23 protein-coding genes and 1 other RNA gene are annotated in these 26,355 nt (G+C 63.7%); 7 read left to right on the forward strand and 17 right to left on the reverse strand.

The window, feature by feature from the left end; genetic code table 11:
- Window positions 1-8: 8 nt before the first annotated feature.
- Genes mraY through mraZ form a run of 7 tightly spaced genes read right to left on the reverse strand, consistent with a single transcriptional unit; the run spans window position 9 to window position 7,651 of the window.
- Window positions 9-1,091, reverse strand: coding sequence for a phospho-N-acetylmuramoyl-pentapeptide-transferase (gene mraY, locus FJ546_RS11820; protein WP_010910257.1), 1,083 nt, complete (start codon window positions 1,089-1,091; stop codon window positions 9-11).
- Between the two features lie 19 nt (window positions 1,092-1,110).
- The gene (locus tag FJ546_RS11825) at window positions 1,111-2,568 is read right to left on the reverse strand and encodes a UDP-N-acetylmuramoylalanyl-D-glutamyl-2,6-diaminopimelate--D-alanyl-D-alanine ligase (RefSeq protein WP_140889486.1); all 1,458 of its coding nucleotides are present in this window, start codon (window positions 2,566-2,568) and stop codon (window positions 1,111-1,113) included.
- Window positions 2,565-4,019, reverse strand: a complete 1,455-nt coding sequence (locus FJ546_RS11830; RefSeq protein ID WP_140889487.1) for a UDP-N-acetylmuramoyl-L-alanyl-D-glutamate--2,6-diaminopimelate ligase — start codon at window positions 4,017-4,019, stop codon at window positions 2,565-2,567. Before FJ546_RS11830 ends, FJ546_RS11825 begins: the two co-directional genes overlap by 4 nt.
- A gap of 54 nt (window positions 4,020-4,073) precedes the next feature.
- Window positions 4,074-5,783, reverse strand: coding sequence for a penicillin-binding protein 2 (locus FJ546_RS11835; RefSeq protein ID WP_140889488.1), 1,710 nt, complete (start codon window positions 5,781-5,783; stop codon window positions 4,074-4,076).
- On the reverse strand, window positions 5,780-6,175 hold the full coding sequence (locus tag FJ546_RS11840; protein WP_095787739.1) for a hypothetical protein: 396 nt from the start codon (window positions 6,173-6,175) through the stop codon (window positions 5,780-5,782). The genes FJ546_RS11835 and FJ546_RS11840 overlap by 4 nt, the downstream gene beginning before the upstream one ends.
- Window positions 6,176-6,179: 4 nt before the next feature.
- The gene (rsmH, locus tag FJ546_RS11845; RefSeq protein ID WP_140889489.1) at window positions 6,180-7,196 is read right to left on the reverse strand and encodes a 16S rRNA (cytosine(1402)-N(4))-methyltransferase RsmH; all 1,017 of its coding nucleotides are present in this window, start codon (window positions 7,194-7,196) and stop codon (window positions 6,180-6,182) included.
- Window positions 7,193-7,651: a division/cell wall cluster transcriptional repressor MraZ gene (gene mraZ / locus FJ546_RS11850; protein ID WP_140889490.1), complete on the reverse strand. Its 459-nt coding sequence runs from the start codon at window positions 7,649-7,651 to the stop codon at window positions 7,193-7,195. Before mraZ ends, rsmH begins: the two co-directional genes overlap by 4 nt.
- 408 nt (window positions 7,652-8,059) lie before the next feature.
- On the opposite strand from mraZ, the gene FJ546_RS11855 reads away from it, so the two are divergent.
- On the forward strand, window positions 8,060-9,175 hold the full coding sequence (locus tag FJ546_RS11855) for a cystathionine gamma-lyase (protein WP_140889491.1): 1,116 nt from the start codon (window positions 8,060-8,062) through the stop codon (window positions 9,173-9,175).
- 8 nt (window positions 9,176-9,183) lie between these two features.
- Here the strand turns inward: FJ546_RS11855 and FJ546_RS11860 are convergent, their stop codons facing one another.
- The 7 genes from FJ546_RS11860 to FJ546_RS11890 form a co-directional block, all read right to left on the reverse strand.
- On the reverse strand, window positions 9,184-9,429 hold the full coding sequence (locus FJ546_RS11860; protein WP_348641972.1) for a type II toxin-antitoxin system RelE/ParE family toxin: 246 nt from the start codon (window positions 9,427-9,429) through the stop codon (window positions 9,184-9,186).
- 52 nt (window positions 9,430-9,481) lie between these two features.
- The gene (locus tag FJ546_RS11865; RefSeq protein ID WP_140889492.1) at window positions 9,482-9,757 is read right to left on the reverse strand and encodes a type II toxin-antitoxin system ParD family antitoxin; all 276 of its coding nucleotides are present in this window, start codon (window positions 9,755-9,757) and stop codon (window positions 9,482-9,484) included.
- A gap of 166 nt (window positions 9,758-9,923) precedes the next feature.
- Window positions 9,924-10,323: RNase P RNA component class A (rnpB, locus tag FJ546_RS11870), an RNA gene on the reverse strand.
- Window positions 10,324-10,400: 77 nt separating this feature from the next.
- Window positions 10,401-11,105 (reverse strand): transglycosylase SLT domain-containing protein, encoded by a 705-nt coding sequence (locus FJ546_RS11875; protein ID WP_140889493.1) that lies wholly within the window; start codon window positions 11,103-11,105, stop codon window positions 10,401-10,403.
- 208 nt (window positions 11,106-11,313) lie between these two features.
- The gene (locus FJ546_RS11880) at window positions 11,314-12,069 is read right to left on the reverse strand and encodes an N-acetylmuramoyl-L-alanine amidase (RefSeq protein WP_140889494.1); all 756 of its coding nucleotides are present in this window, start codon (window positions 12,067-12,069) and stop codon (window positions 11,314-11,316) included.
- Window positions 12,066-12,785, reverse strand: coding sequence for a DnaJ family molecular chaperone (locus FJ546_RS11885; RefSeq protein ID WP_010910266.1), 720 nt, complete (start codon window positions 12,783-12,785; stop codon window positions 12,066-12,068). The genes FJ546_RS11880 and FJ546_RS11885 overlap by 4 nt, the downstream gene beginning before the upstream one ends.
- 155 nt (window positions 12,786-12,940) lie before the next feature.
- Window positions 12,941-13,153, reverse strand: a complete 213-nt coding sequence (locus FJ546_RS11890) for a hypothetical protein (RefSeq protein ID WP_140889495.1) — start codon at window positions 13,151-13,153, stop codon at window positions 12,941-12,943.
- Between the two features lie 181 nt (window positions 13,154-13,334).
- Here FJ546_RS11890 and FJ546_RS11895 point away from each other — a divergent pair, with 181 nt between their 5' ends.
- The 3 genes from FJ546_RS11895 (at window position 13,335) to FJ546_RS11905 (ending at window position 19,152) form a co-directional block, all read left to right on the forward strand.
- Entirely contained in the window at window positions 13,335-16,967 is a 3,633-nt protein-coding gene (locus FJ546_RS11895; RefSeq protein WP_140889496.1) for a hydantoinase B/oxoprolinase family protein, read from the forward strand.
- 158 nt (window positions 16,968-17,125) lie between these two features.
- Window positions 17,126-18,424 (forward strand): DUF3419 family protein, encoded by a 1,299-nt coding sequence (locus FJ546_RS11900; RefSeq protein ID WP_140889497.1) that lies wholly within the window; start codon window positions 17,126-17,128, stop codon window positions 18,422-18,424.
- A complete protein-coding gene (locus tag FJ546_RS11905; RefSeq protein ID WP_246686814.1) occupies window positions 18,421-19,152 on the forward strand; it encodes a class I SAM-dependent methyltransferase in 732 nt (243 codons plus the stop codon). Before FJ546_RS11900 ends, FJ546_RS11905 begins: the two co-directional genes overlap by 4 nt.
- Before the next feature lie 58 nt (window positions 19,153-19,210).
- Here FJ546_RS11905 and FJ546_RS11910 read toward each other — a convergent pair whose 3' ends face one another.
- Entirely contained in the window at window positions 19,211-20,590 is a 1,380-nt protein-coding gene (locus tag FJ546_RS11910) for a serine hydrolase (protein WP_140889498.1), read from the reverse strand.
- A gap of 281 nt (window positions 20,591-20,871) precedes the next feature.
- Here FJ546_RS11910 and FJ546_RS11915 point away from each other — a divergent pair, with 281 nt between their 5' ends.
- Together FJ546_RS11915 and FJ546_RS11920 are read left to right on the forward strand one after the other, a co-directional pair.
- Window positions 20,872-21,672: a GH25 family lysozyme gene (locus FJ546_RS11915; RefSeq protein ID WP_140889499.1), complete on the forward strand. Its 801-nt coding sequence runs from the start codon at window positions 20,872-20,874 to the stop codon at window positions 21,670-21,672.
- A 178-nt stretch (window positions 21,673-21,850) separates the two neighbouring features.
- Entirely contained in the window at window positions 21,851-23,029 is a 1,179-nt protein-coding gene (locus tag FJ546_RS11920; RefSeq protein ID WP_140889500.1) for a lytic murein transglycosylase, read from the forward strand.
- A 25-nt stretch (window positions 23,030-23,054) separates the two neighbouring features.
- Here the strand turns inward: FJ546_RS11920 and FJ546_RS11925 are convergent, their stop codons facing one another.
- Entirely contained in the window at window positions 23,055-23,963 is a 909-nt protein-coding gene (locus tag FJ546_RS11925) for a LysR family transcriptional regulator (protein ID WP_140889501.1), read from the reverse strand.
- 130 nt (window positions 23,964-24,093) lie between these two features.
- On the opposite strand from FJ546_RS11925, the gene FJ546_RS11930 reads away from it, so the two are divergent.
- Window positions 24,094-24,825, forward strand: coding sequence for an SDR family oxidoreductase (locus FJ546_RS11930; protein WP_140889502.1), 732 nt, complete (start codon window positions 24,094-24,096; stop codon window positions 24,823-24,825).
- 123 nt (window positions 24,826-24,948) lie between these two features.
- On the opposite strand, the gene FJ546_RS11935 is transcribed toward FJ546_RS11930, so the two are convergent.
- Window positions 24,949-26,169, reverse strand: a complete 1,221-nt coding sequence (locus FJ546_RS11935) for an alanine racemase (RefSeq protein ID WP_140889503.1) — start codon at window positions 26,167-26,169, stop codon at window positions 24,949-24,951.
- Between the last annotated feature and the right edge of the window lie 186 nt (window positions 26,170-26,355).

Raw genomic sequence — 26,355 nt, forward strand, 5'->3', positions numbered from 1 at the left:
AGGGCTTCCTATCTGAGCTTCAGGGTGGAGAGGCCGACCAGCGCCAGAATGACGGCGATGATCCAGAAGCGGATCACCACCTGGCTCTCGGTCCAGCCGAGCTTTTCGAAATGATGGTGGATCGGCGCCATCAGGAACACGCGCTTGCCGGTCATCTTGAAGTAGCCGACCTGGATGATCACCGACAGGATTTCCACGACAAACAATCCGCCGACGATGACGAGCACGATCTCATGCTTGGTGGCGACGGCGACCGTGCCGATCAGGCCTCCCATGGCCAGCGAACCGGTGTCGCCCATGAAGATCGCCGCCGGCGGCGCGTTGAACCAGAGGAAGCCGAGGCCGGCGCCGATGACGGCGCCCAGCACGACCGCCAGTTCACCGGTGCCGGGAACGAAATGTATCTGTAGATATTCGGCGAACACCGCATTGCCCGAGAGATAGGCGATGACGCCGAACGACGCCGCCGCGATCATGATCGGCACGATCGCCAATCCGTCGAGCCCGTCGGTCAGGTTGACCGCGTTGCCGGCGCCGACGATGACGAAGCACGAGAACGGGATGAAGAACCAGCCGAGGTTGATGATGAATTCCTTGGCGAAGGGAAATGTCAGCGACGAGGAGAACGGCGCTTGGCCGTTATGCATGATCACCCAGGCGGCGATGCCGGCGATGATGAATTCGAGCCCCAGCCGCGCCTTGCCGGAGAAGCCGAGATGCGACTGCTTGGTCACCTTCAGATAGTCGTCGTAGAAGCCGATCGAGCCGAAGCCCAGCGTGACCAGCAGCACCACCCAGACATAGATGCTCGACAGGTTCGCCCACAGGAGCGACGAGCCGATAATGCCCGACAGGATCATCAGCCCGCCCATGGTCGGCGTACCCGCCTTCTTGAAATGCGTCTGCGGCCCGTCGGCGCGGATCGGCTGCCCCTTGCCTTGCCTGAGCCGCAGCGAATTGATGATGGTCGGTCCGAAGATGAAGACGATCAGCGCAGAGGTGATCAGCGCCCCCCCGGTGCGGAACGTGATGTAGCGGAAGACATTGAAGACCGAGATCTTGTCCGCGAAATCGACCAGCAGTGTAAACATGCGCTTTCGTCCCCCCGACCTAGGTCAGTTTGCTGGTTGTGGTTTCAGCCGGGTACTTGCCCAGCAGCGCATCGACCAGTTTTGCAAAACCGATGCCCTTCGACGATTTGATCATCACTACGTCGCCAGGCTTCAGCGCGGCAAGCAGCACCGGCTTCAATTCCTCGACGCCGGCGCGGTATTCCGTCTTGATGTCGCCCGGCAGCACTTCCGCCAGTGCCCGCATTTCGGGGCCGCCGAGAAACACTGTCTGCGTGCCGGTGCCGACGATGAGATCGGCAAGGGCGGCATGCAGCTTGGCCGAATGCTCGCCAAGTTCGAGCATGTCGCCGAGCACGGCGATGCGGCGCCCCTCACCCGTCACCGGCGTCGCGTTGAGCAGCGCCATGGCAGCCGCCATCGAAGCCGGATTGGCGTTGTAGCTCTCGTCGATCAGCGTGATCGGGCCGCCGGGGTGGCTCGAAGTCGAGCCACCGGGATGCCGCAGGACATGACGTTTTCCACGACCGCGCTCTGCCGAGAGATCTGCCAATGCCAGGGCCACCTTGTCGAGATCGGCGCCGACCAGTTGTGCCGCGCCCAGCACCGCCAGCACGTTCTGCACCATGTGCCGACCGGGCGCACCGATGCGGGCGATCATGTCATGGCCGCCGATCCGGGCGGCGATGTCGGAATGGTCGCCATGCAACTCGCATTTGGTGAGCTTGAAGGTCGAGCGCGCATTCTCGCCGAAGCCGTAGACATGCTCGACGCCGGCGGCATGCGCCATCTTGTCGAGAAGCTTGAAGCGCGCATCGTCGCGGTTGAGGAGGGCGGCACCTTCGGGCTCAAGTCCTTCGAAAATTTCGGCCTTGGCTTTGGCAATCTCGTCCAGATTGCGGAAGAAACCGAGATGCGCCGCAGCGATCATGGTGATGATGGCGACATGCGGCCGCACCATCTTCACCAGCGGCCGGATCTCGTCGGGATGGTTCATGCCGATCTCGAACACGGCATAGTCGCAATCATCGGGCATGCGCGCCAGCGTCAGCGGCACCCCCCAATGGTTGTTGAAGGACTGCGCCGAGGCATGCACCTTGCCGACCGCCGACAGCACGTGGCGCAGCGCCTCCTTGGTGGTGGTCTTGCCGGCCGAACCGGTCACCGCGATGATCTTGGCCTGGGAGCGAGCGCGCGCCGCGACACCGAGCTTTTCCAACGCGACCAGCACGTCCTCGACGACGATGATCGGCGCCGTCAGCCGGCCGAGCGACGGCAGCTTGCCTTCCGCCACCACCAGCACGCCGGCGCCGGCCTTGATGGCCGCGGTGGCGAAGTCGTGGCCGTCCATCGCCTCGCCCTTGATGGCGAAGAAGGCGTCACCCGGCAGCAGGCTGCGGCTGTCGATCGAAATGCCCGATATGCCCTCGGGCATAGGCCCGAGCGGCCGCCCTTCCATGGCGGCAACCAGCGCGTCGGAGGTCCACAGCAAACTCATGCGGCACGCTCCCGCAGCGCCGCGCGGACTTCCTCGTGGTCGGAGAAATGCAGGGTTTCGGAGCCGATCGTCTGACCTTCCTCATGACCCTTGCCGGCGACGATCAGCGTGTCGCCGGCATGAAGCATGCCGACGGCCTCGTGGATCGCCTTGCGCCGGTCGCCGATTTCGATGGCGCCCGGGGCAGTTGCAAGAATCGCGGCGCGGATCGTCTCGGGCACTTCCGAGCGTGGATTGTCGTCGGTGACGATGACGACATCGGCAAGCCGGGTGGCGATTTCGCCCATGATCGGCCTTTTGCCCCGGTCGCGGTCGCCGCCGCAGCCGAACACGACCATGACGCGGCCGGTGGTGAACGGGCGCACCGAAGCCAGCACGTTTTCCAGTGCATCGGGCTTGTGGGCGTAGTCGACATAGACCGGCGCACCGCTGGCGGTGGTGCCGACCAGGTCGAGCCGCCCCGGCGCTCCCCTCAATTTTTCCAATGCGGCTAATGCCTTGGCGACGGGTGTTCCGGTGGAAATGGCAAGCCCGGCCGAAACCAGCGCGTTCGAAATCTGGAAATCGCCGGCCAGCGGCAAGTCGATTTCGTAAAGCACGCCCCCGGCCTCTACCTCGGCGCGCTGGCGATGGCGTTCGTGCTCGACCCGCTTCAGCGTGAGGAAATTGCCATGGCGGCCAACGGTCAGCACATTGAGCCCGGCTGCCTTCGCCGCCTGGATCGTCGGTGCCGACCACGGATCGTCGGCGAAGATGACCGCCGGCGCGCCGTTCGGCAGCAGCGTGTCGAACAGGCGCAGTTTGGCGCGATGATAATCCCCGACCGTCGGATGGTAATCCATGTGGTCGCGGCCAAGGTTGGTGAAGCCGCCGGCGGCGAGCTTCACGCCGTCGAGACGTCGCTGGTCGAGCCCATGGCTGGAGGCTTCCATCGAAGCATGGGTGACGCCGGCATCGGCCAATTCCCGCAGCAATTGGTGCAGGGCGACCGGATCTGGCGTGGTCAGCGAGCCATACTCATTGCGGCCTGGCGCCACCACGCCGGTGGTGCCGATCGAAGCCGCGGCGTAGCCCGCCTGCTCCCAGATCTGCCTGGTGAAAGCGGCGACCGAGGTCTTGCCGCTGGTGCCGGTCACCGCCACCATGGTCTGCGGCTGCTTGCCGAAATAGCGGGAAGCACTCAGTGCCAACGCCAGGCGCGGATCGTCGACCGTCAGCACAGGAACCGGCAGTCCGGCAACGGAACTGCCCTTGACTGTCACGATCGCCAGCGCGCCGCGCCTGGCCGCGTCGGCGGCATAGGCCACGCCGTCCGCCTTGGTGCCGGCGAGCGCAAAAAAGACGACGCCCGGTTTTACCTGGCGGGAATCGGACGAAATCCCGGCAACCTCCAGATCGGCGGAAGCTGTTCCTTCGACTGGCAGGACACCGGCTAGATCTCTGAGCTTCATCGAGTTCCGTTCACCGCAATAAAATAGCGCGCAGTCGCAGGCGCGCCCTAAGAATCACTCGTAGGAAACCAACGTTGCACCATTTTCATGGCTGAAATCTGGTTTCACGCCAAGCATGGCCGCCGCCCGCCTGATGATATTACCTGCTATGACCCCAGCATTCGCGGCCGCGACGTCGGTCATCCCGGGCTTTTCCGGGTGCGGGGCATCGGCAATCGTGAACACCAGATATTGCGGATCGTCCATTGGAAATGCGGCGACAAAGGTATTGAAATTCAGGTCTTTGGAGTAGCGGCCGTTGATGACCTTCTCGGCCGTTCCGGTCTTGCCGCCAACGCGGTAGCCGGGGACTCTGGCGTTTCTGGCCGAGCCCTTCTCCGCATTGAGCGAATAGAGGTAGCGCATGCCCGCGACCGTCTTTTCGCTCACAACTTTCTTGGCAATCGCCATAGCCTCCTGCTGCGTGCGCACCAGGAAGGTCGGATTCATCAAATAGCCGCCATTCATCAGTGCCGCGCAGCCGACAGCCGCCTGGAGCGGCGTCGTCGATACGCCATGGCCAAAGGCGATGGTGAACGAATTGACCTGTTTCCAGACCTTCGGTTCGGTCGGGCGGGCGATTTCCGGCAGTTCGGTCTGCATCCTTTCCAGGATGCCAAGGCGATGCAGGAATTCCCGGTGACCTTCGATGCCGACCAGTTCGGCCTCCCTGGCCGACCCGATGTTGGACGAATAGAGAAAAACCTCCGGCAAGGACAGCACACGGTTCTTGCCGTGGAAATCGTGAATGGCCTGATGGCCGACCCGGATCGGATGCGACGCGTCGAAACGACTGTTCATCGTCGCCTTGCCGGAATCGAGCGCCATGGCCGAGGTGAAGCTCTTGAAGGTCGAGCCCATCTCATAGAGGCCCGCCGACATCCGGTTCAGCCGATCCTTTTCCTGTGCATTGTAAGGATTGTTCGGATCGAAATCCGGCACCGAGGCCATGGCCACAACTTCGCCGGTCTTGACGTTGAGCACGACGGCGCCGGCGCCGAGCGCGCGATAGCGCTCCAGGCCGGCGGCGATCTCGTCGCGCACCACGTGCTGGACGCGCAGATCGATCGACAGCTTCACCGGCTTGAGATCCTTGGCCACCGCCAGGCCCGACGCCTGCAGGTCGCTCAGGCCCTGCTCGTCGATATATTTCTCCATGCCGGAGATGCCCTGGTTGTCGATGTTGGTCAGGCCGACAATGTAGGACGAGGTTTCGCCGCTCGGATAGAAACGGCGCTTCTCCGTGCGGAAGCCGAAACCGGGAATGCCGAGCTGCATGATGTCGGCCTGCTGCTTGGGCGTCAGCTGCCGCTGCAGCCAGACGAAGCCGGCGCCGCTCTTGAGCTTGTGGTAGGTCTGCTCGTAATCGATCTCGGGCAGCACCGTCGACAGCTTCTCGATGGCCTCGTCGGCATCGACGATGCGGCGCGGCTCGGCGAACAGCGACGCCGTCTTGATGTCGGTCGCCAGCACTTCGCCATTGCGGTCGACGATGTCGGGCCGCGAGGCGGTGATCCGGCTCTGCGGGCCGCCCGACAGGTCAGGCGTCTGGAAGCCGAGATAGACCAGCCGCCCTGAAATGGTCGAGAAGATGCCGAAGAACACCGCCATCGTCATCACGATGCGCGCCTTGCCCTTGCCGCCGTTCGCCTTGCGGGCGCCCTCGACGACGATCGATCCGTCCTCACCCGTCCTTGCGCGACGCTTCAGCAGTTTGCCGATCATTGGGCGATGCCTCCGGTCACGACGGGATCCTTGCCGTCGGCAGGCGCCTTGTCGGAATTGTCGGCCATGCCGCCCTGGCGTCCGTTCAGAATGTCCTGGATGTCCAGGGCCTTGGCCGGCAGGTCGCCCAAGCCGACGATCTGGCGGGCGCTGACCGGTTCGAGTGCGAGCTGCGACTTGTAGAGTTCGGCGAGCTTCTGCAGCCGCGACGGCTGCGTGAGCAGGCTCCAGTCCGCCTTGAGCAGGTCGATCGTCTCCTCCTCATAGCGTATCTGGTTGTGGATCTTCTGCACCGCCGCCAACTGATCCTCGGCCTCGCGCTTGGTCTTGTAGGTCAGGGCCGCCGCCGAAACCATGACGGCGATCAGGACAATGTCGCTGGTACGGAACACGTGCTTACCTCTCCCCCGGCCGATCGATGCCGGGAAGCTTTGGAAGGCCGAAAATCGAAAAATCGCCGGCGCGCGCCGGCGCCTCGGTGCGGATCGCCGCACGCAGCCTGGCTGAGCGGGCGCGCGGATTGGCAGCGACCTCGGCATCGCCCGCCGTCACACCGCCACCGGCCTTGCGGAAGGTCGCCGTACGCGCATGCGCCTCGGGCAGGTGACGCGATCCCGTGGCGACGTCGGCACGGTCGGCGATGAAGCGCTTGACGATGCGGTCTTCCAGCGAATGGAACGTCACCACGGCGAGCCGCCCGCCCGGCTTCAGCGCGCGTTCGGCCGCGAACAACGCCTTGGCCAGTTCACCAAGTTCGTCATTGACGAAGATGCGCAGCGCCTGGAAGACGCGGGTCGCCGGGTGGATCTTGTCCTTCGGCGCGCGGCCGATATGCGTTTCGATGGCGTCGGCCAGTTCCAGCGTGCGCTCGAACGGCTTCTTTTCGCGGCGCGCCTCGATCATGCGGGCGATGCGGCCGGCGTGACGCTCCTCGCCGAGGAAGCCGAAGATGCGGGCAAGGTCGCCCGGCTTGAAGCTGTTGACGACATCGGCCGCACTCAGGCCCGCCCGCGCCATGCGCATGTCGAGCGGCCCGTCGAAACGGAAGGAAAAGCCCCGCTCGGCCTGGTCGAGCTGCATGGAGGACACGCCAATGTCGAGCACGACGCCGTCGGCGCTTTCGACATGTGCGTCCAGCGTCGAGAATGGCGCCTGCACCAGCCTCAGCCGGCCGCCCGATTGCGCCTCGAGATCGCGCCCGGCGGCGATCGCGTCTGGATCGCGGTCGATGGCGACGACCGAAGCGCCGGTCGCCAGAACGGCTTTGGTATAGCCGCCGGCGCCGAACGTGCCGTCGATGATGATGTCGCCTTCCGCCGGCGCCAGTGCCTCGAGCACTTCGCCAAGGAGGACCGGAATGTGGCGGACCGATCCGCCAACGGCGTGGACGTCATCGCCGTGGCCCGCCGTCATTCCGGTCGCTCCCCAGGCTTCGTCCCCTGCCGAAGCTGCAAAAGCCTGGCCCGCGCCTGCGCCCCATAGGCCGCAAGCCGTCCCGGCTCCCAGATCTGAAAGAAATTGCCGCGCCCGACAAAGACCACTTCCGCCGAGATGCCGGTATGCTCGCGAATGAAATCGTTCATCGTGATGCGGCCGTCCTGGTCGAGTTTCAGGAACGCGCCGTCGCCATGGCAGAAGAACGACATGTCGTCCGCCGTCTGCAGAAAGGGATCTTCCTGCGCGATGCGCTGCTCGTAACGGTCGAGCAAATCCAGCCCACCGACATCCATCGCCGGCAGGTCCAGGCAGCGCAATGCATAGAGTTCCGAATAGCCGCGCTTCTGCACGACGGCGCGGAAATGCGCCGGAACGGACACCCGCCCCTTCGCATCGATCCTGCTCACCGTGTTCGACAGAAACCGGTCCATTAAACGCTACAGCCGCTTGCGCCGCCGCACCCCTTTTCATCATCTTGCACGCGCCGCCGCAGCGCGTCCCCTGCCCCGTATCAGCCTCGCCCGCACAGGCAAAAACCGGCAAACGCGCAGCCGCCGCGGCTGCCCGACTGGCGTACGCTCTACCCTGACGCGGAACGAATGCTTTGATGTCTCGATGGGATATCATGGGGCACTATGGGCGTCAACGGGAATAGGCTTCACAAACACGGGCATCGCGACCAATCCGAGCAGCCGTTACGGCACGTCTCGTCTTTATGATCCATTAAGCCTAACGAAGCGTTTAGAGCCCGCTGGCCCAAAAGACCTGGCTTGCCGCCGATCACCCGCGCGCATAGCGTCGAGCGACGTCTTTTCGCCCAAAAAACAAGGATCGAGCTCATGTCCGAGACGGCAAAGTCACGCGCTGCCGAACTTTCTCATTTGCGCAGCCGCGATTTCGCCAGTGGCGATCCGATCCCATTGCCGCTGACCATGGCTTCGATCTTTCACACGCCGGGCGTAGAGACCGGGGTCGATCAATATGGCCGCTACGACAATCCAACCTGGCGCGCCGTGGAACATGTGCTCGGCCATTTGGAAGACGCGCAATGCGTGAGTTTTCCCTCTGGAATGGGCGCGATTTCGTCGGTGTTTTTCGCGCTCCTGAAATCAGGCGATCGCGTGCTCCTGCCGGCGGACGGCTATCACGCGACGCGCGCGATGGCCGAACGCTTCCTGAAGCCGCTCGGCATCACCTGCGATACCAGGCCGACGCCGACCTTCCTTGACGGCGGCTTCAAAGGCTATTCGCTGGTCTTCGTGGAAACCCCGTCCAATCCGCGGCTGGACATCTGCGATATCTCGGCGATTGCCAAGGCTGTCCACGAACAAGGTGGGGTCCTTGTCATCGACAACACGACGATGACGCCATTCGGCCAGCGTCCGCTCGACTTCGGCGCCGATGTCGTCGTCTCCGCCGACACCAAGGCGGTCAACGGCCATTCGGATGTGCTGTTCGGCCATGTCGCCAGCCGCGACGCCGACATCATCGGCAAGGTGACGGACTGGCGCGCAATGGCCGGCGGCATTCCCGGGCCGTTCGAGGCCTGGCTGGTGCATCGCGGCCTCGAAACATTGGAGGTGCGCTTCGACCGCATGTGCTCGTCCGCCGAAACGATCGCGGAGCGGCTGAAGGAACATCGCGCGGTGCGGGGCCTGCGTTTTCCCGGCCTGAACGGCGACCCGTCGCACAACCTTGCCCGCGCCCAGATGGAGCGCTTCGGCTTCCTCATCTCCTTCGAGCTCGCGTCCGAGAACAAGGCCGAGGATTTCATCAACAATTGCCCATTGATAGAGGCCGCGACCTCCTTCGGCGGCGTCCACACTTCCGCCGAGCGACGCTCGAAGCGAGGTGATGCAGTACCGCCCGGCTTTGTACGTCTGTCAGTCGGCTGCGAACCGGTGGAAGAGCTCTGGAAGGCCATCGAGACGTCGCTGGACAGCATCAGCACCTGACGGGCCGATCACGAACCGAGGTCGTCGGCCTCGATGTTGCGACGGCCATGCAGCACGCGAAGAATTTCGATGACGTCGTCGTTGACACGATACAAAGTGAGATAGTCTCCAACGACCAGATGACGGATGCCGGGCGCTATATCGTCACGTGGCGCGCCTGAGGAGGGAAAGGAAGCCAGTTGCTGCCACCGCGCCTCGAAGGGTCGAGCAGCCGATCGGCTGCGGCCTCGTTGTCGCGCGCAACATGAAGCCAGATCGCGATCAGATCATCTTCCGCGCGTGCGTTCCGGACGATTGGCAGAAAATTCATGCCGCGTCGTCAGATCGCGAGCGTCTCCGTGCCTCGGCCTTGATTTCATCCATCGATGCAAATCGTCCCGGCCCGCTGTCGATCCCCTCCTGCACCAACTTGCGCAGTTCCTCGATCGTATAGCCGAAGAGATCGCGACGGTCCTTCCACTGCCGCAGCGCATCGCGGATGACTTCGCTCGCCGAGGCATATTCGCCGGCGGCGACCACATCGTCCACCGCTTGCGCCAGTTCCGGCGAGAGCGTGATACTGCGCTTGTCGACTTGTCCCATGATAGGCTCCCGATATCGCTCTCGAACTATGGTAGGATTTAATCGCACCAGATTCAAGCGACAGCCAGGCCGGGTTCTTGTAGGCGAACGCAGAAAAGACTTGAATCGACAGGCGCGCCCGAGGGCGCAACCTGCTGATCTCAAAGGACTTCTCTTCGATGACGAAACTGCCAGCTGGCCTGTAAGCCGGGTTCTGTATGGCCCTCGCCCCTTGCGGGACGAGAACGTGGCGGCCATTCATCTTGGGCGCATGTTGCCACGCGCCTCACGCAACCTACCCGGACGGTGAGCCGGAAACAGCCCTCGAGGGTTTCCCCTCGCACCGCCCCTATTCGGTTTTGCTCCCGGTGGGGTTTACCGTGCCGCTCCTGTTGCCAGTCGCGCGGTGGGCTCTTACCCCACCCTTTCACCCTTACCCCGACAAAGTCGCGGCGGTTTGCTTTCTGTGGCACTTTCCCTGGGGTCGCCCCCGCCGGCCATTAACCGGCACCGTGTCTCCATGGAGCCCGGACTTTCCTCACTCGCGGCCTTTCGGCGTTTGCGAGTGCGGCCGCCCAGCCAGCTGGCAAGGCGTATAAAGGGGTTCAGCCGGGAAAACGCAAATGAAAAAGCCGGCTTGTCCGCCGGCTCTCGCAACTTGCTATCAGAGCGCGGCCATCTGAACCTTGACCTTGCTGCAATAGGCGGCCGAGATCGGGTTCATCCGCGTCGCGGCATGGCCGGCATTGTATTTCAGGATCGTGCCACAGGTCGTGCCACCGCCAAGGTTCTGCGCCAGAGCGAGATACTTCATGCCGTATTTGATGTTGGTGTCGGGATCGAACAGGCCCTTGGCCGAACCGTTGTAGCCCATCATCCGCGCCGTCGCCGGCTTGATCTGCATCAGGCCGATCTCGCCGGCGCTGCCGACCATGCTCGGCCGGTAGTTGCTCTCGATCGTGATGACGGCATTGGCCAGCGACACCGGAACCCCGTAGCTTGCCGCATAGCGGGCAACGATCGCGGAATACTGGCCGCTGCTGGCCACCGCTGCCGTCGACGCAGCGACATTCCTGAGACCGATTGATGCCGTTGTCGTCATGTCGACGGTCTTGCGGCCACGCTTCGTCTGCCTTTTGGCGGAGGATTTCTTCGCCTTGGTCCAGTTGGCTTTTTCCACCTTGGCGGAAGCCTGCTTCGCCGTTGCCTTCAGGCTGCTGCTGCTTTTGGCTGAAATGGCCTTGCCCTTGGTTACCGCGACCAGCCCCTGATCGGCCCGGGGACTCCATGTCGCGGCGTCAGCCGCGCTGAAGGCAAAAGTCACTACGCCGGCAGCAAGAGCTGCCGTTACAACGGTCAATTTCTGCATGTGATCCTGTTCTGTCTGGACCACGCGAAGATATTCGCGTGGCGCTGCTTGATTAATAGCGGAACATCCGGGGGGTGGAGATCCGACAAACTGTACGAATTGCCCTTTGAGGGTCGAATTGGCGCCAATGAAGGCGGGGCAAGTCACTTTGAGTGACAGTTTGTAACCTGACAGGGGAAAAGACTACTTGGGCGGCGCCTTGCCCGCGTTATCCGCTCACGGAGGCAAGCAACTTCTGCAGCGTGCGCATGGTCGAGCCATCGGCCAGCCCGTCGACCAGACGAGGCCGAAAATGCCGTTGGAACGCCTCAACGACAATCTGCGTCTGATGGTCGAAAAAACCCGATATCTCGACGCCATAGCCATAGAGCGTCAGCATAGACTGCAACGCCTCGACATCGGTACCGCTGTCGCCGGGCTTCAGCGCGGTCCCGCGCCTGATGGGTGCAGCCGGCACGAGATGGCCGACACCGGCCATGAACAGGGTGGCCCACGGGAACTTCTCGCCCGGATCGATCTTACGGCCCGGTGCTACGTCGGAATGCGCCAGCACCCGCATGGCGGGGATCGCATGCCGCGCGGTGATTCCCTTGCACAGGCCGATCACCGCCCCGATCTGGCGCCGGGGAAACCCTGCATAGCCCAGCGAATGGCCAGGATTGACGATCTCGATGCCCACCGAGCAGGAATTGATATCGGTGCGTCCGAACCAGGAACTCTTGCCGGCGTGCCAGGCGCGGTCGCTTTCCCGGACCATCTGCACGATGTGGCCGTTCTCATGCACGAGATAGTGCGATGAAACCTCGCTCGCCGGATCGCATAGCCACGCTTCCGCCCCGGCACAGGTCGCCATGCCTGTGTAGTGCAGCACGATCATGTCGGGTTTCAGCGCATCACGCCTTGGCCCAAAATTCGGCGATACCCTGACCTCGGCGTTCGGCTCGTCGGGCAGGAAGCCGCTCATGCGTGCCGCAGGCCCCGCTCAATCATTTCATAGGCGGCGTTGATAGCCGCGACCCTGGTGGTGGCGATCTTGATGAATTCCTGCGGCAGGCCACGCGCGATCAGCCGGTCGGGATGGTTGTCGGAGACCAGCTTGCGGTAACGCTTCCTGACCTCCTCGAACGGCCTGCCGCGCTCGATGCCGAGCACGACATAAGGATCGCCGGCGCCAAGATTGACGTGCCGGGCCAGGATCGACTCGTAATGCGCCTCGTCGATGCGGAAGATCTCGGCGATACGGTGCAGGAAGATGCCTTCGCGTTCATGCACCAGCCCATCGGCCTTGGCGATGTGGAACAGGCCGTCGAGTATGTCTTCCAGCATCACGCAGTTGGAATGTCCGGAACCGCACAACTGCGCCATGCGCTCGGCATAGGTTTCGAAGCCAGCCACGTCCCGCTGGGCAAGATCGAACAGCCGCGCGACGTTGCGCGTCTCCTTCGGCGGCACTTCGAATATTTCCTGGAAGGCGCGCACCTCATCCTGGGTGACGATGCCGTCTGCCTTGGCCATCTTGGCCGAGAGCGCGATCATCGCCACGGAAAAGGCGACGCGGCGGCGCAGGTCCGCATCGCCGGAAAAAACCGTGCGCACCGCCTCCACGACATCGGCGACGCCCGACGAGGCTGAAGACGATACCCGCGTGATGAAGTCGCCGAGGCGGTCCCAAATCGACATGGCCGCTTCTTAGAGCGAACCGGTCCATGCTATCAAGCCAATAACGGGGTTGTGAACGACAGCCACCCCGACAGATCGGTGGATCGGCCTGCGAAAAAGGCCGGCATCATGCCGGCCTTCCTCGCAAGACACGGTTACTGCTTAATCACCGCAAGCTACTTCGCGGGCGCAGGAGCAGGCGTTGCCGGAGCCGGCTCGGCGGGCTTGGTCGAATTATCGGCCGGAGCCGCAGGCTTCATCGGCTGCTCCGCGGGCGGCGGATTCGTGCTCTGCGTCGTGGTGTTGTCGGTACCCTTGCCGCTGTCGCTGCAGGCCGCGACGCCCAGCAGCGCGAGGGCGGACACGGAAGCCAGAATGAGCTTTTTCATAACATCTCTCCTTCAGCACACGCTCACGTTGCGGTGAACGGTCGAAGAGGAAATGCGCGACACAGCCATGAGTTTCGTAACGTTGCGTTTCCGCGTGTAACATCAACGGGATGCGTTGCTGCCGATGCATTGGCGCATTAACAACGAAAGCTGACAACGAAAAATGCCGGAGACAGCCGCCATGGCCGCGAAATGGGATTTCTGGATCGATCGGGGCGGCACCTTCACGGATGTCATCGGCCGCGATCCGCAAGGGGAACTGCATCCGCGCAAGCTACTGTCGGAGAATCCCGAAGCCTATGCCGATGCGGCCATCCAGGGCATCCGCGACCTGCTCGGCGTTGAACCGGGCGCCGCGATCCCGTCCGGGCTGATCGGCGACATCAAGATGGGCACCACGGTCGCCACCAACGCGCTCCTGGAGCGCAAGGGCGACCGCGTGCTCCTGCTCATCACCAAGGGCTTTCGCGATGCGCTGAGGATCGCCTACCAGGCGCGGCCCGACATCTTTGCCAAGGAGATCATCCTTCCCGAGCAGCTCTATGAGCGCGTCATCGAGATCGACGAGCGCGTGCTCGCCGATGGCTGCGTCGAACAACTGCTCGACATCGCCGCTTGCCGGCCCGCGATCGAGCAGGCGAAGGCCGACGGCATCGATGCCGTCGCCATCGTCTTCATGCATGCCTGGAAATACCCCGATCACGAGAAGGCGGTGGCAAAGGTCTGCCGCAAGATCGGCTTCGCCCAAGTCTCGGTCAGCCATGAGGTCTCGCCGCTGATCAAGCTGGTCGGCCGCGGCGACACCACCGTGGTCGACGCCTATCTCTCGCCCATTCTGTCACGCTATGTGCAAAGGGTGGCGGGAGAACTGGGCGCGGCGAGAGACGGCGACCAGTCCCCTCGCCTGATGTTCATGATGTCGTCGGGCGGCCTCACCGCCGCCGACATGTTCCAGGGCAAGGACGCACTGCTGTCGGGTCCGGCCGGCGGCGTCGTCGGCATGGTCGAGACGGCTAAGCTCGCCGGCTTCGAAAAAGTCATTGGCTTCGACATGGGCGGCACGTCCACTGACGTTGCCCATTACGATGGCGAGTACGAGCGCGCTTTCGACACCGAAGTCGCCGGCGTGCGTGTCCGCGCGCCGATGATGCGTATCCACACCGTCGCCGCCGGCGGCGGCTCGGTCCTGCATTACGAGGCCGGGCGTTTTCGCGCCGGGCCGGATTCCGCGGGCGCCAATCCCGGCCCCGCCGCCTACCGGCGTGGCGGCCCGCTCGCCGTCACCGACGCCAATGTCATGCTCGGCAAACTGCAGCCCGATTTCTTCCCGGCGATCTTCGGCCCCCGCCAGGACCAGCCGCTCGACGTGGAAGCAGTGCGCGCAAAATTCGCGGCCCTGGCCGACCAGATCGGTGACGGCCGCTCGCCGGAAGCGGTTGCCGAGGGCTTCGTCACCATCGCCGTCGAGAACATGGCCAACGCCATCAAGAAGATTTCCGTGCAGCGCGGCTACGACGTCACCGAATATCTCTTGAACTGCTTCGGCGGCGCCGGCGGCCAGCACGCATGCCTGGTCGCCGATGCGCTCGGCATGGAAGCGGTGCTGATCCACCCCTTCTCCGGCCTGCTTTCGGCCTATGGCATCGGCCTGGCGTCGGTCTTTGCCTCGCGCCAGCAGGCCTTGCTCAAACCGCTTGCCGAGGAGTCCCGAACCGAGATCGCCGGCCTCATCGCCACCTTGAAAAAGACGGTGATCGCCGAATTGGCCGTGCAAGGCATCGCCGAGGACGCGGTGGCCGCCAAGCCCGTGCTGCACATCCGCTATGACGGCACCGACACGACGCTGCCGGTGAATTTCGAGAGCGACTCGATTTTCAAGGCGAAGCGCGATTTCGAAATCGCCCACAAGGCGCAATTCGGCTTCGTCTATGACGACAAGCCGATGATCGTCGAGACCGTTGGCGTCGAGGGCACGGAAATCGGCGAGAGCAGCGCCGAGGCATATGCGCCCGCCGGGCCTGCAAGGGTTGAAGCCGGCGCTTCGGGAACGCGGCGCATCTACACCGAAGGCCGGTGGCATGAAGCCGGCATCCATCGTCGCGAGAACCTGCGCCCATCCAATCTGGTCGCTGGCCCCGCTCTTATCATTGAACCGAACCAGACCATTGTCGTCGAACCGGGCTGGCGGGCCGAAATCACCAGCCTCAACCATGTCGTGATCCGCCGCACGGCAAGGAAGGCGCGCGCCGCCGCCCTCGGCACCGACGCCGATCCGGTGATGCTCGAAGTCTTCAACAACCTGTTCATGTCGATCGCCGAGCAGATGGGTGTCACGCTGCAGAACACCGCCTATTCCGTCAACATCAAGGAAAGGCTGGATTTCTCCTGCGCCGTCTTCGACCATATAGGAGCCCTGGTCGCCAACGCGCCGCACATGCCGGTGCACCTGGGCTCGATGGACCGCTCGGTCGAAACCATCATCCGGCTGAACTCCGGCGACATCCACCCAGGCGACGTCTTTGCCTTGAACGCGCCATACAATGGCGGCACGCATCTGCCCGACATTACCGTGGTGACGCCGGTGTTCGACGACGCCCAGAAAGAGATCCTGTTCTGGGCGGCCTCGCGCGGCCACCACGCCGATATAGGCGGCACCGCCCCCGGCTCGATGACGCCGCTCGCCACCACGGTCGACGAGGAAGGCGTGCTGTTCGACAATTTCCGCATCGTCGACCGCGGCAAATTCCGCGAAAAAGAGCTGCATGCGCTGCTCACCGACCATCGTTACCCGGCCCGCAACCCGCACCAGAACATTGCCGATCTCAAGGCGCAGATCGCCGCCAATAAGAAAGGCGTCGCCGAACTGCGCAAGATGGTCGCGCATTTCGGCCTCGATGTCGTCGAGGCCTATATGGGCCACGTTCAGGACAATGCGGCCGAGAGCGTGCGGCGGGTGATCGAGCGGTTGCCCGACACATCAGCCTATGAATATCCAACGGATACCGGCCAGGTGATCAAGGTGAAGATATCGGTCGACCGGCAAAAGCGCGAGGCGACGGTCGACTTCACCGGCACCTCGCCTGTCATGAAGAACAATTTCAACGCGCCGGAGCCGGTGGCCCGCGCCGCGGTCCTCTATGCCTTCCGTGTCATGGTCGAGGACATGATCCCGATGAATGCCGGATGTCTGCGGCCCATCAACGTCGTCATTCCCGACGGCTGCATGCTGAAGCCCGCCTACCCCGCCGCCGTCGTCGCCGGCAATGTCGAGACCTCGCAGCACGTCACCAACGCGCTGTTCGGCGCCATGGGCGCCATGGCCAATGCGCAGGGGACGATGAACAACCTGACCTTCGGCAACAAGAAGTACCAGTACTACGAGACCATCTGCTCCGGCTCGCCGGCCGGCCATATGAACTCCGGCCGCGGCTTTGCCGGCACATCCGGCGTGCACACCCACATGACCAATTCGCGCCTCACCGATCCCGAAGTGCTGGAACTGCGCTTTCCGGTGGTGCTGGAGGATTTCCACATCCGTAAGGGATCCGGCGGCAAGGGCAAATGGAGCGCCGGCGACGGCACCAAACGCAGCATCCGCTTTCTCGAGAAGATGGAATGCGCGATCCTGTCCTCGCACCGCAACCGCCCGCCGCAGGGGCTGGACGGCGGCGGCGACGGCGAGGTCGGCTCGACCAAGATCCGCCGCAAGGACGGCACGATCGACGTGCTGAAAGCCTGCGACCAGACCGTGCTCGAGGCCGGTGATGCCGTTATTTTGATCACGCCGACGCCGGGCGGGTTTGGACCCGCCTGAGGGGGCTTCGAGAATTCGCTGCGGCGAGTCAGGTGACGTGGCCTTCGAGAACGGAGCGGAGCGGACATCGGAGTCCGCGAGCACCGGAAGCGCGGAAGGCCGCGTCAGATGGCCGCCGCGGTAGAATTATCGATGCCTCCGACTGTCACCGGGCTGTCATGACCCTGGGTTACCCGCTTGCGGCAAAGCAAATGGGGAATCACTTTGTTATGACGGACGTATCCTCGGATCTGGTTTTTCGCCGCGGCAAGGAAGTTGGAAAAGCCGTCTACCAGAACCGCGCGCTTTCGAAAGCCGGCATCTCCGAGCGGCTGTTCGCCTTCCTGTTTTCCGGCCTCGTCTATCCGCAGATCTGGGAAGACCCCGATGTCGACATGGAGGCGATGCAGCTTGGCCAGGGGCATCGCATCGTCACAATCGCTTCCGGCGGCTGCAACATCCTGGCCTACCTCACCCGATCCCCGGCACGGATCGATGCCGTCGACCTCAATGCCGCCCACATCGCGCTGAACCGCATGAAGCTGGAGGCGGTGCGCCGCCTGCCCTCGCAGGGCGACCTGTTCCGCTTCTTCGGCGCCGCCGACACCAGCCACAATTCGCAAGCCTATGACCGGTTCATCGCGCCGCATCTCGATCCGGTCAGCCGCCACTATTGGGAACGCCGCAACTGGCGTGGTCGCCGTCGCATCGGTGTTTTCGACCGCAATTTCTACCAGACCGGCCTGCTCGGCCTGTTCATCGCCATGGGCCATCGCACGGCAAAGTTCTTCGGCGTCAATCCGGCCCGCATGATGGAAGCCAGGAACCTCGGCGAGCAGCGCCGCTTCTTCAACGAGGAACTGGCGCCCGTCTTCGACAGGAAGCTTTTGAAATGGGCGACCTCGCGCAAGGCTTCGCTATTCGGCCTCGGCATTCCGCCGGCGCAATATGATTCCCTGATCACGTCAGGCGACGGCACCATGGCCAGCGTGCTCAAGGCTCGGCTGGAGAAGCTCGCCTGCGATTTTCCCCTGGAAAACAACTACTTCGCCTGGCAGGCCTTCGCCCGCCGCTATCCCGAACCCGGCGAGGCGGCCCTGCCCGCCTATCTGGAAAAGCAGAACTACGAGACTATCCGCGGCAATGTCGACCGCGTCGCCATCCACCATGCCAATCTGATCGAGTTCCTGGCCGGCAAGGATGCGGGCACCGTCGATCGCTTCATCCTGCTCGATGCGCAGGACTGGATGACCGATGACCAGCTCAACGCGCTGTGGTCGGAAATCAGCCGCACCGCCTCCGCTGGTGCCCGCGTCATCTTCCGCACCGCCGCCGAGCCCAGCCTGCTGCCGGGCCGCGTCTCGACCTCGGTGCTGGACCAGTGGGACTATCAGGACGAGGCGTCGCGCGAATTCTCGGCCCGCGACCGCTCCGCCATCTATGGCGGCTTCCACCTGTACGTGAAGCGCGCCGCATGAGCACGACCGAGCTGCCGGCCAGCCCCGAATTCAAGGCCAGCCATGCCGAGCTGATGGACGGCGTCTACCGCTGGCAGCGCCACATCTACGACCTGACCCGCAAATACTATCTGCTCGGCCGCGACCGGCTGATCGACGGGCTTGAGGTGCCGCAAGGCGGCACCGTGCTGGAACTCGGCTGCGGCACCGGCCGCAACATCATCCTGGCCGCCCGCCGCTATCCTGATGCCCGCTTCTTCGGCCTGGATATTTCGGCCGAGATGCTGGAGACGGCTGGCAAGGCGATCGACCGCGAAGGCCTGTCAGGCCGCGTCACGCTGGCACGAGGCGACGCCACCGATTTCGACACCGCCGCACTTTACGGCATCGAACGCTTCGACCGTGTCTTCGTCTCTTATTCGCTGTCGATGATCCCAGGCTGGGAAAAGACGGCGTCGGCGGCACTCGCCGCACTATCCCCCAACGGCTCGCTGCACATCGTCGATTTCGGCCAGCAGGAAGGCCTGCCGGGCTGGTTCCGTACCTTGCTGCGCGGTTGGCTCAGAAAATTCCATGTCACGCCGCGTGAATCGCTGCGCGAAGTTCTGGAATCGGAATCTCGGCGAACCAGCTTAACCTTCCGTTTCCGCACGCTTTATCGCGGTTATGCCTGGCTGGGCGTGATAGGGCCGCACAACCTCACATCCCCCTCGATGGGGAGGTCGCGCCGAAGGCGCGGGTGGGGGTGAAGCGCTAGGCACCCCACCCCGGCGCTGCGCGCCGACCCTCCCCATCAAGGGGAAGGCGCTAGTGGAGGGCCTTCACCAGCGCGCTCGCCATCGTCTGCGGACGATAGCCGAGCTTGGCCGGCGTCAGCCCCAGCCGCACGATCACCAGCTGCTCCGACGGAATGATGGCGACGGTCTGGCCGTCGTGCCCTTCCATCCAGTAGGTGTCCTTGGGCAGGCCGGCCGCGACGCCGGCGCCGGGATTTTCCTCATCGCCCGGCGCCTCGATCCACAACTGGCCCTTGCCGTAGACTTTCGAGGCAGGCGCCGGCTCGCGCATCCAGTCGACGAAGCCGGCCGGCAGCACCTGGTTGCCGTTCCACACCCCACCCTGCAGCAGGAACTGGCCGAAGCGGGCCCAGTCATGCGCCGTCGCGTAGAGATAGGACGAGCCGACGAACGTGCCCTGCTCGTCGGTTTCGAGCACCGCGCTGTGCATGCCGAGCGGCCCGAACAGGGCCGTGCGCGGCCATGTCAGCGCCTTGGCTTTGTCGCCGATCGCGTCCTGCCAGAGCCGCGACAGCATCACCGCCGTGCCGCTCGAATAGGTGAACACCTTGCCGACCTCGCCTGCCAGCGGCTTTGATTCGGCAAAGCCCGCCATGTCGGGCTCGAGATAGAGCATGCGCGTGACATCGGCGACGTCGCCATAGTCCTCGTTGAATTCCAGCCCGCTCGACATCGCCATCATGTCGGCAAGGCTGATAACGGCGCGGCCATCTGCCTTCCACGGCGCGAACAGACCCTTGTTGTCGACGGCCATCTTGCCGTCCTTGACCAGCGTGCCGACGATCGCGGCGTTCACCGTCTTGGTCATCGACCAGCCGAGCAGCGGCGTCTTGGCCGAAAAGCCGTCGCCATAGCGCTCAGCGACGACGCGGCCGTTCTTGACCACGACCACCGCGCGCATGCCTGCACCGATCAGCGCCGCGTCGTCGAGCAGCTTGGCAATCACCGGATCCTGCGATGCCTCGACCCGCTCGCCTTCGGGCCACAGCGTGTCCGGGCTGGTTGCCAAAGGCTCGACATGGACCGTCGTGCGCCGCGCCTTGCCGACATCGCCGTCAGGGATCGAGGCGCAGCCCAGCCCATCGCGGGAAACCGCCTCGCTCTTGCCGAGGAAGCCCAGCAGGCCCGCCGAAACCGTTCCCCGGTTCTTGTCGACCGAGACCCGCATCAGCCGCAACAGCGGGTGGCCGGGCGCCTGCACGTCGACGGCAAGCACTTCGTTGGCATCGCGCCCGGCAATGAAGACGTTGGAGCAGACGATCTTGGCCGAATAGCCGGAACCGACACGGATCAGTTCGGGCGGCGCGATGTAGAGCCAGGCAAACAGCCCGGCGACCGCCAGAACGATCAGGTCAAGCAGCCATTTGACGATCTTGACGACGAACCGCATCTGCTTCCTCCCGGGCTTTCGCCCGACCCTTATGTCATCGAATTGCCGCCATTGCTCCCGCAAAATCAGGGCTCTTGTCGAGCGCCGTCAACGGATTATCAACCATGATCGGCGATCACAGGATGCATGTCGCCCAAAAGCGCGCTGCGGTTTTGGGACATGCACAAAAGGGATAGGCTGGGCGATGCTGTGGGGCGATCGCCTGGAGGGGGCTCGACCAATCGTCGGCCATCGGTTCACAGACCCATCAGCGACCGGCTGTTTCCGGCTTGGAAGTTGTGATGCGCCGTCTTGCGGCCCTTTTCATGCTGACGCTGCTTGGCGCCTGCTCGACCGTGGACGATCTGTCGCCGCTGTCGCCATCCGGGTCCAGCAGCCCGACGGTCGCCGTGCGCGCCCCCCGCTTCGAGGATTCCAAGCCGCATGAATGGGACAGCGGCGCGCCATGGACCTATGCCGTTCACGGCACCGACGTTTCCAAGTACCAGACCTCGGTCGACTGGCCGACAGCCAAGGCGAGCGGCATTTCCTTCGCCTTCATCAAGGCGACCGAGGGCGGCGACCGCTTCGACGAGTATTTCAACGAGCACTGGGCGCGCACGAAAGCCGCCGGCGTTCCGCGCGCGCCCTATCATTTCTTCTATTTCTGCACCCCGGCCGCCCAGCAGGCGCGCTGGTTCATCCAGAACGTTCCGGTCGACCGCTCCGCCATGCCGCCGGTTCTCGACATGGAATGGAACCCGAAATCGCCGACCTGCAGGCTGCGTCCCGACGCCGCCACGGTGCGCGCGGAGATGACCACATTCCTCCAGATCGTCGAACGGCACTACGGCAAGAAGCCGATCATCTATACCTCCGTCGACTTCTTCGACGACAACCAGCTATCGACCTTCCGCGGCTACCCCTACTGGCTGCGCTCGGTCGCCGGCCACCCGCGCGAAAAATACGGCAGCCACCCCTTCACATTCTGGCAGTACACCGGAACCGGCATCGTGCCCGGCATGACCGGTAAATCAGACATCAACGCCTTCAACGGCTCGGAAGCCGCCTGGAACAAGTGGCTGAGGCAGAACACCCGTTGACACCGGTTCAACGGCAGCGAAGCCCATGGAACAAGTGGCCGCGGCAGAACACCCGTTGACACCGGGCCTGCCGCCTGCTTTTCGACACAGCCAGCGGTAAAGGGTGCAACCGCCGGTAATTCAGGGCGTTGGGTTTTCAGCCAGCACGACAATGCCCACTTCGTTCGAAAGGAAGCTGATGCGACTGCGTTCCCAAGCCCTCGCGGCGCTATTCCTGTGCGCCACGGCCTTGCCGGCGATGGCGCAGGAATGCGGCGGCGACTTCGAAACCTGGAAACAGGGCGTGGCGGCGGAAGCCAAGGCGGCCGGTGTCGGCGCCGTCGGTCTCGATGCGCTGGAAGATGCCACCTTTGACGAGCGGGCGCTGGCGCGCGACCGCGCCCAGGGCGTCTTCACCCAGACATTCATCGAGTTCTCCAACCGCATGATTTCGGCCTACCGGCTGAAGCAAGGCGCGGCGAACATGAAGAAATACGCCGATGTCTTCGCCAGCGCCGACCAGCAGTTTGGCGTGCAGGCGCCTGTCATTACCGCCTTCTGGGCGCTGGAGACGGATTTCGGCGCCGTGCAGGGCGATTTCCATACGCTGAGCGCCCTGGTGACGCTTTCGCATGATTGTCGGCGCCCGCAGCTGTTCCGCCAGCAGCTTGTGCCGCTTCTGGAGCTGATCGATCGCGGCGTGCTGCCGGCCGACGTCAAGGGCGCATGGGCCGGCGAGATCGGCCAGACGCAGATCCTGCCTTCGGATTATCTGGTCCGGGGCGTCGACGGCGACGGCGACGGCAGGATCGACCTGCGCAACAGCGTGCCCGATGTGATCATGACCACGGCCAACAAGGTGCTGTCGCGCGGCTGGAAGCGCGACGAGCCCTGGATCCAGGAAGTGCGGGTGCCCGACGAGATGCCCTGGGACCAGACCGGCCGCACCAACAAATTGCCGCTGACACAATGGGCGCAGTGGGGCGTCACCAATCCCGACGGCTCGCCGCTTATCGACAAGGGCCTGAAGGCCGGCCTTGCGCTGCCCATGGGCCGCAAGGGCCCGGCCTTTCTTACCTATGACAATTTCGACGTCTACCTCGAATGGAACCAGTCCTTCACCTACGCGCTGACCGCGGCCAATCTGGCCGCACGGCTCGCCGGCGCGCCGCCGCTTGATCCGCGTAGCCCGGAACAAGGCCTCAACAACGAGCAGATGAAGGCGCTGCAGACCAAGCTCGAGGCCCGGGGCTACGACGTCGGCACGGTCGACGGCATTCTGGGCACCAACACCCGCGAAGCGATCCGCAAGGAGCAGATGCGGCTTGGCCTGCCGGTGGACGGCTGGCCGACATCGGAGCTTTTGGCGAAGCTGTGAGGAGCCGCCAATCTTGAGGCCCTCGCTACCGGCTGGCGCCTACTCTCCTTGCCCGCACGAAATCGATGAACGCCCGCAAGGCGGGCGGCACGTGCCGCGAACTTGGGTGGTATAGATAGAAGCCCGGAAAGCTGGGCGACCAGGCTTCCAGAAAACGGACCAGCCTGCCTTGCTCGATCCAGGGCCGAACCTGGTATTCGAACATGTAGGCAATGCCCACGCCATCCAGAACGGCATTGAGCATCAGCTCGGTATCGTTGACGGTCAGGCTGCCTTCGACCGCGATTTCCAGGACCCGTTTGCCGCGCGCGAACTCCCATCGATAGAGGTTGCCGCCGCCCGGCCACTGGAATTTGATGCATTGATGCTGGTGCAGATCCTGCGGATGACGCGGTACGGTCCGGTTCTCGAGATAGGCCGGAGCGGCCACCGCGGCCATCTGCAAGTCCTCGCTCAGTTTCACCGCCACCATGTCCTTCTCCAGCCGCTCGCCGAGCCGGATTCCTGCATCGAACCGGCCTTCGACAATGTCGGCCAGCGCGTCATCGACGATGACGGTCAGCGCGATATCGGGATAGCTGCGCTGAAAGTCCCCAAGGATCGGCGCGATGAACCGCATCGCGGCGACACGCGGCACATTGATGCGTAGCGAACCCGCCGGCCGATCGCGCGCCGCATGAACATCGGCAATGGCGCTTTCCAGTTCACCAAAGGCGACGGCAAGGCGCGAAAAAAGCGCGTCGCCTGCGGCGGTCGCGGAGACACTGCGCGTCGTGCGGTTGAGGAGCCTGACGCCGATGCGCGCCTCCAACTGCCGGATAGACTGGCTGAGCGCCGGCGGCGACACGCGCAGCCTTGCGGCGGCACGGACGAAACTACCCTCTTCGACAATGGCGGAAAATGCCTTGAGCTCGGTGAATTCGGATCCGCGCATTATATATCCATGGATTAACAAGCCAATCAGATAATAGGTCATTATCTGATCAATTGCATGCCGCTATTTCTCAGCCATCGGCCACATCGCAGGCAAAGCTGCGGGCCAGAATGGTTGAAGGAAATTGATCATGTCGCAGTCTCTGCACGGCAAAACCGCAATCGTCACCGGCAGCTCGCGCGGCATCGGCCGGGCCATCGCCGAAGGGCTCGCGGCCCAGGGCGCTGCCGTCGTCGTCAACTATGTCGGCAACCGGAAAGCCGCCGATGAGGTCGTCGCCGGCATCGCCAGCAAGGGAGGAAAGGCGATTGCCCTCCAGGCCGACATATCAAGCGTTTCCGATGTCCGCCGCATGTTTGACGAGACCGAGAGCAAGTTGGGCGCAATCGACATTGTCGTCGCCAATGTCGGCGTCGCCGTCATCAAACCGCTGACCGAAGTGACAGAAACCGATTTCGAGCAGGTCTTCGGCACCAATGCCAAGGGCACCTTCTTCACGCTTCAGGAAGCAGCGCGCCGGGTGCGCGACGGCGGCCGCATCATCGCGGTCTCCACCGGCGGCACGAAGATGTTCTTCACGCAGACGGCGCTCTATCTCGGCAGCAAGGGCGCCGTCGAACAGTTCGTTCGCGTGCTCTCGCGTGAACTCGGGCCGCGCGGCGTTACCGTCAATGCGCTGTCGCCGGGCTTCACCGACACGGACCTGCTTCCAGAGCGCGATCGCGCCGTGGCTGCCGGAATGTCGCCCTTCGGCAGGATAGGCGCGCCGCGCGACGTTGCCGATGTCGCGGTCTTCCTGGCCAGCGACGACGCCCGCTGGCTGACCGGCGAGAACATCCAGGCCGGCGGTGGCGTGGCGTAGGGATAGGAATTAGGCAGTAGGCAGTAGGCAGTAGGCAAATACCAAAGGTGACATTGAAAGCGGCAGTATAATAAACGATCCCTACTCCCTACTCCCTACTCCCTACTCCCTACTGCCTACCCCTTAATCCGCCATCGTCTCCAGGCTGGCAAAGCCCTGCGGCGCGTCGCCCTCGTCGAACGGTGTCGTCACCTCGACGAATGTGTCGGGATAAAAGCCGTTGAAGCGGGTCCTCAGCGACAGCGAATAGGCGCCGATATGGCCGATTTCGATCCAGTCGCCGGTATCGACGGTTTCCGGCAGCCAGAATGGCCTGGACAGGATGTCGACGGAATCGCAGGTCGCGCCGCAGACCTTGAACGGGACGACGTTCTTTTCAGCGCCATTGCGGGTCCTGATCGCCGGATCGGGGATGAAGCGCGCCGGCAGCGTGATCTTGCCGGTCCATGAATCCGACAGCGATGCCCAGATGCCGTCATTGATGTAGAGCCGCTTGCCCTTGCGCAGCAGCACGCGCACGATCAGCGACAGGCAGCGGGCCACGATGACCCTGCCCGGCTCGGCCACCAACGGCATCTGGTCGAACTGGTATTCCTTCAGGTCGCCGGAGAGCCGCGACATGATCTGGCCGAGCGAGGGCATCTCGATCTGCTTGCGGTTGGGATCGTGGCCGTATTCGGCTGGAAAGCCGCCGCCGACATCGAGCCCGGCAATGTCGAAGGTCAGCCGGTTGCGCACCCAGTCGGCCGAGGCCAGCGCCCGCTCATAGGTGTCGGGATCCTCGATCTGGCTGCCGACATGGAAACACAGACCGACCTTGTAGCCGGTGCGGTTCAGCCGCTCTGCCAGCTCCACGGCATAGGCGGGCCCGGCGCCGAATTTCTTCGACAATTCGTAGGCCGCCGACCCTTTAGTCTGGATGCGCACGAACACGCTGATCGAGCCAGGGTCGATGTCGAGCGCCCGCACCACCCGCGTCAGCTTGGTGATCTCGTCCTCATGGTCGAGTGAAATGACGCGGATGGCGTATTTCTCCAGCGCCAGCTTGATGTCGGACTGCGCCTTGACCGGGTGCATGTAGAGCATCTCGGCATCGGCGGAGACGGCGCGCACGGCAGCGAATTCGCCGGGCGAAGCGACGTCGAACGCGGTGACGCCGGCCTCGACCAAGGTCTTCAGCACGATCTGCTCGCCATTGGTCTTGACCGCATAGGCGGTCTTGCCGGGGAACATGCCCATGAACTGCCGGGCATCGGCCTTCAGCACCTGCGGGCGGAAGCAATAGACCGGGTCGTCGGGACGAAGTGCCAGTGCCGCCTCGCTGGCATTCTCGAATCGCTGCATTGACGAATCCTCGATCTCGGCTGCGCACAATTAATCCAAGCTAGCGGCTAGCGCATGACCCCGAAAGCCGATTTCGACTTTCGGAAAGGATCATGCGCCAAATATGAGTCTTGCAGCGTCCTTTGCGCGTCCGAGGACGCGCGGCGCTGCAATGAAAAACAATTCTGTGTCTCGTGCACCTGACGC

This window comes from Mesorhizobium sp. B2-4-19, assembly GCF_006441315.1.
Lineage (GTDB): Bacteria > Pseudomonadota > Alphaproteobacteria > Rhizobiales > Rhizobiaceae > Mesorhizobium.

Excerpts from the sequence above, each read along its gene's own strand:
- mraY (WP_010910257.1), bottom strand. The coding sequence starts at position 1,091 with ATGTTTACACTGCTGGTCGATTTCGCGGACAAGATCTCGGTCTTCAAT.
- FJ546_RS11825 (WP_140889486.1), bottom strand. The coding sequence starts at position 2,568 with ATGAGTTTGCTGTGGACCTCCGACGCGCTGGTTGCCGCCATGGAAGGG.
- FJ546_RS11830 (WP_140889487.1), bottom strand. The coding sequence starts at position 4,019 with ATGAAGCTCAGAGATCTAGCCGGTGTCCTGCCAGTCGAAGGAACAGCT.
- FJ546_RS11835 (WP_140889488.1), bottom strand. The coding sequence starts at position 5,783 with ATGATCGGCAAACTGCTGAAGCGTCGCGCAAGGACGGGTGAGGACGGA.
- rsmH (WP_140889489.1), bottom strand. The coding sequence starts at position 7,196 with ATGACGGCGGGCCACGGCGATGACGTCCACGCCGTTGGCGGATCGGTC.
- mraZ (WP_140889490.1), bottom strand. The coding sequence starts at position 7,651 with ATGGACCGGTTTCTGTCGAACACGGTGAGCAGGATCGATGCGAAGGGG.
- FJ546_RS11855 (WP_140889491.1), top strand. The coding sequence starts at position 8,060 with ATGTCCGAGACGGCAAAGTCACGCGCTGCCGAACTTTCTCATTTGCGC.
- FJ546_RS11865 (WP_140889492.1), bottom strand. The coding sequence starts at position 9,757 with ATGGGACAAGTCGACAAGCGCAGTATCACGCTCTCGCCGGAACTGGCG.
- FJ546_RS11875 (WP_140889493.1), bottom strand. The coding sequence starts at position 11,105 with ATGCAGAAATTGACCGTTGTAACGGCAGCTCTTGCTGCCGGCGTAGTG.
- FJ546_RS11880 (WP_140889494.1), bottom strand. The coding sequence starts at position 12,069 with ATGAGCGGCTTCCTGCCCGACGAGCCGAACGCCGAGGTCAGGGTATCG.
- FJ546_RS11885 (WP_010910266.1), bottom strand. The coding sequence starts at position 12,785 with ATGTCGATTTGGGACCGCCTCGGCGACTTCATCACGCGGGTATCGTCT.
- FJ546_RS11890 (WP_140889495.1), bottom strand. The coding sequence starts at position 13,153 with ATGAAAAAGCTCATTCTGGCTTCCGTGTCCGCCCTCGCGCTGCTGGGC.
- FJ546_RS11895 (WP_140889496.1), top strand. The coding sequence starts at position 13,335 with ATGGCCGCGAAATGGGATTTCTGGATCGATCGGGGCGGCACCTTCACG.
- FJ546_RS11900 (WP_140889497.1), top strand. The coding sequence starts at position 17,126 with ATGACCCTGGGTTACCCGCTTGCGGCAAAGCAAATGGGGAATCACTTT.
- FJ546_RS11905 (WP_246686814.1), top strand. The coding sequence starts at position 18,421 with ATGAGCACGACCGAGCTGCCGGCCAGCCCCGAATTCAAGGCCAGCCAT.
- FJ546_RS11910 (WP_140889498.1), bottom strand. The coding sequence starts at position 20,590 with ATGCGGTTCGTCGTCAAGATCGTCAAATGGCTGCTTGACCTGATCGTT.
- FJ546_RS11915 (WP_140889499.1), top strand. The coding sequence starts at position 20,872 with ATGCGCCGTCTTGCGGCCCTTTTCATGCTGACGCTGCTTGGCGCCTGC.
- FJ546_RS11920 (WP_140889500.1), top strand. The coding sequence starts at position 21,851 with ATGCGACTGCGTTCCCAAGCCCTCGCGGCGCTATTCCTGTGCGCCACG.
- FJ546_RS11925 (WP_140889501.1), bottom strand. The coding sequence starts at position 23,963 with ATGCGCGGATCCGAATTCACCGAGCTCAAGGCATTTTCCGCCATTGTC.
- FJ546_RS11930 (WP_140889502.1), top strand. The coding sequence starts at position 24,094 with ATGTCGCAGTCTCTGCACGGCAAAACCGCAATCGTCACCGGCAGCTCG.
- FJ546_RS11935 (WP_140889503.1), bottom strand. The coding sequence starts at position 26,169 with ATGCAGCGATTCGAGAATGCCAGCGAGGCGGCACTGGCACTTCGTCCC.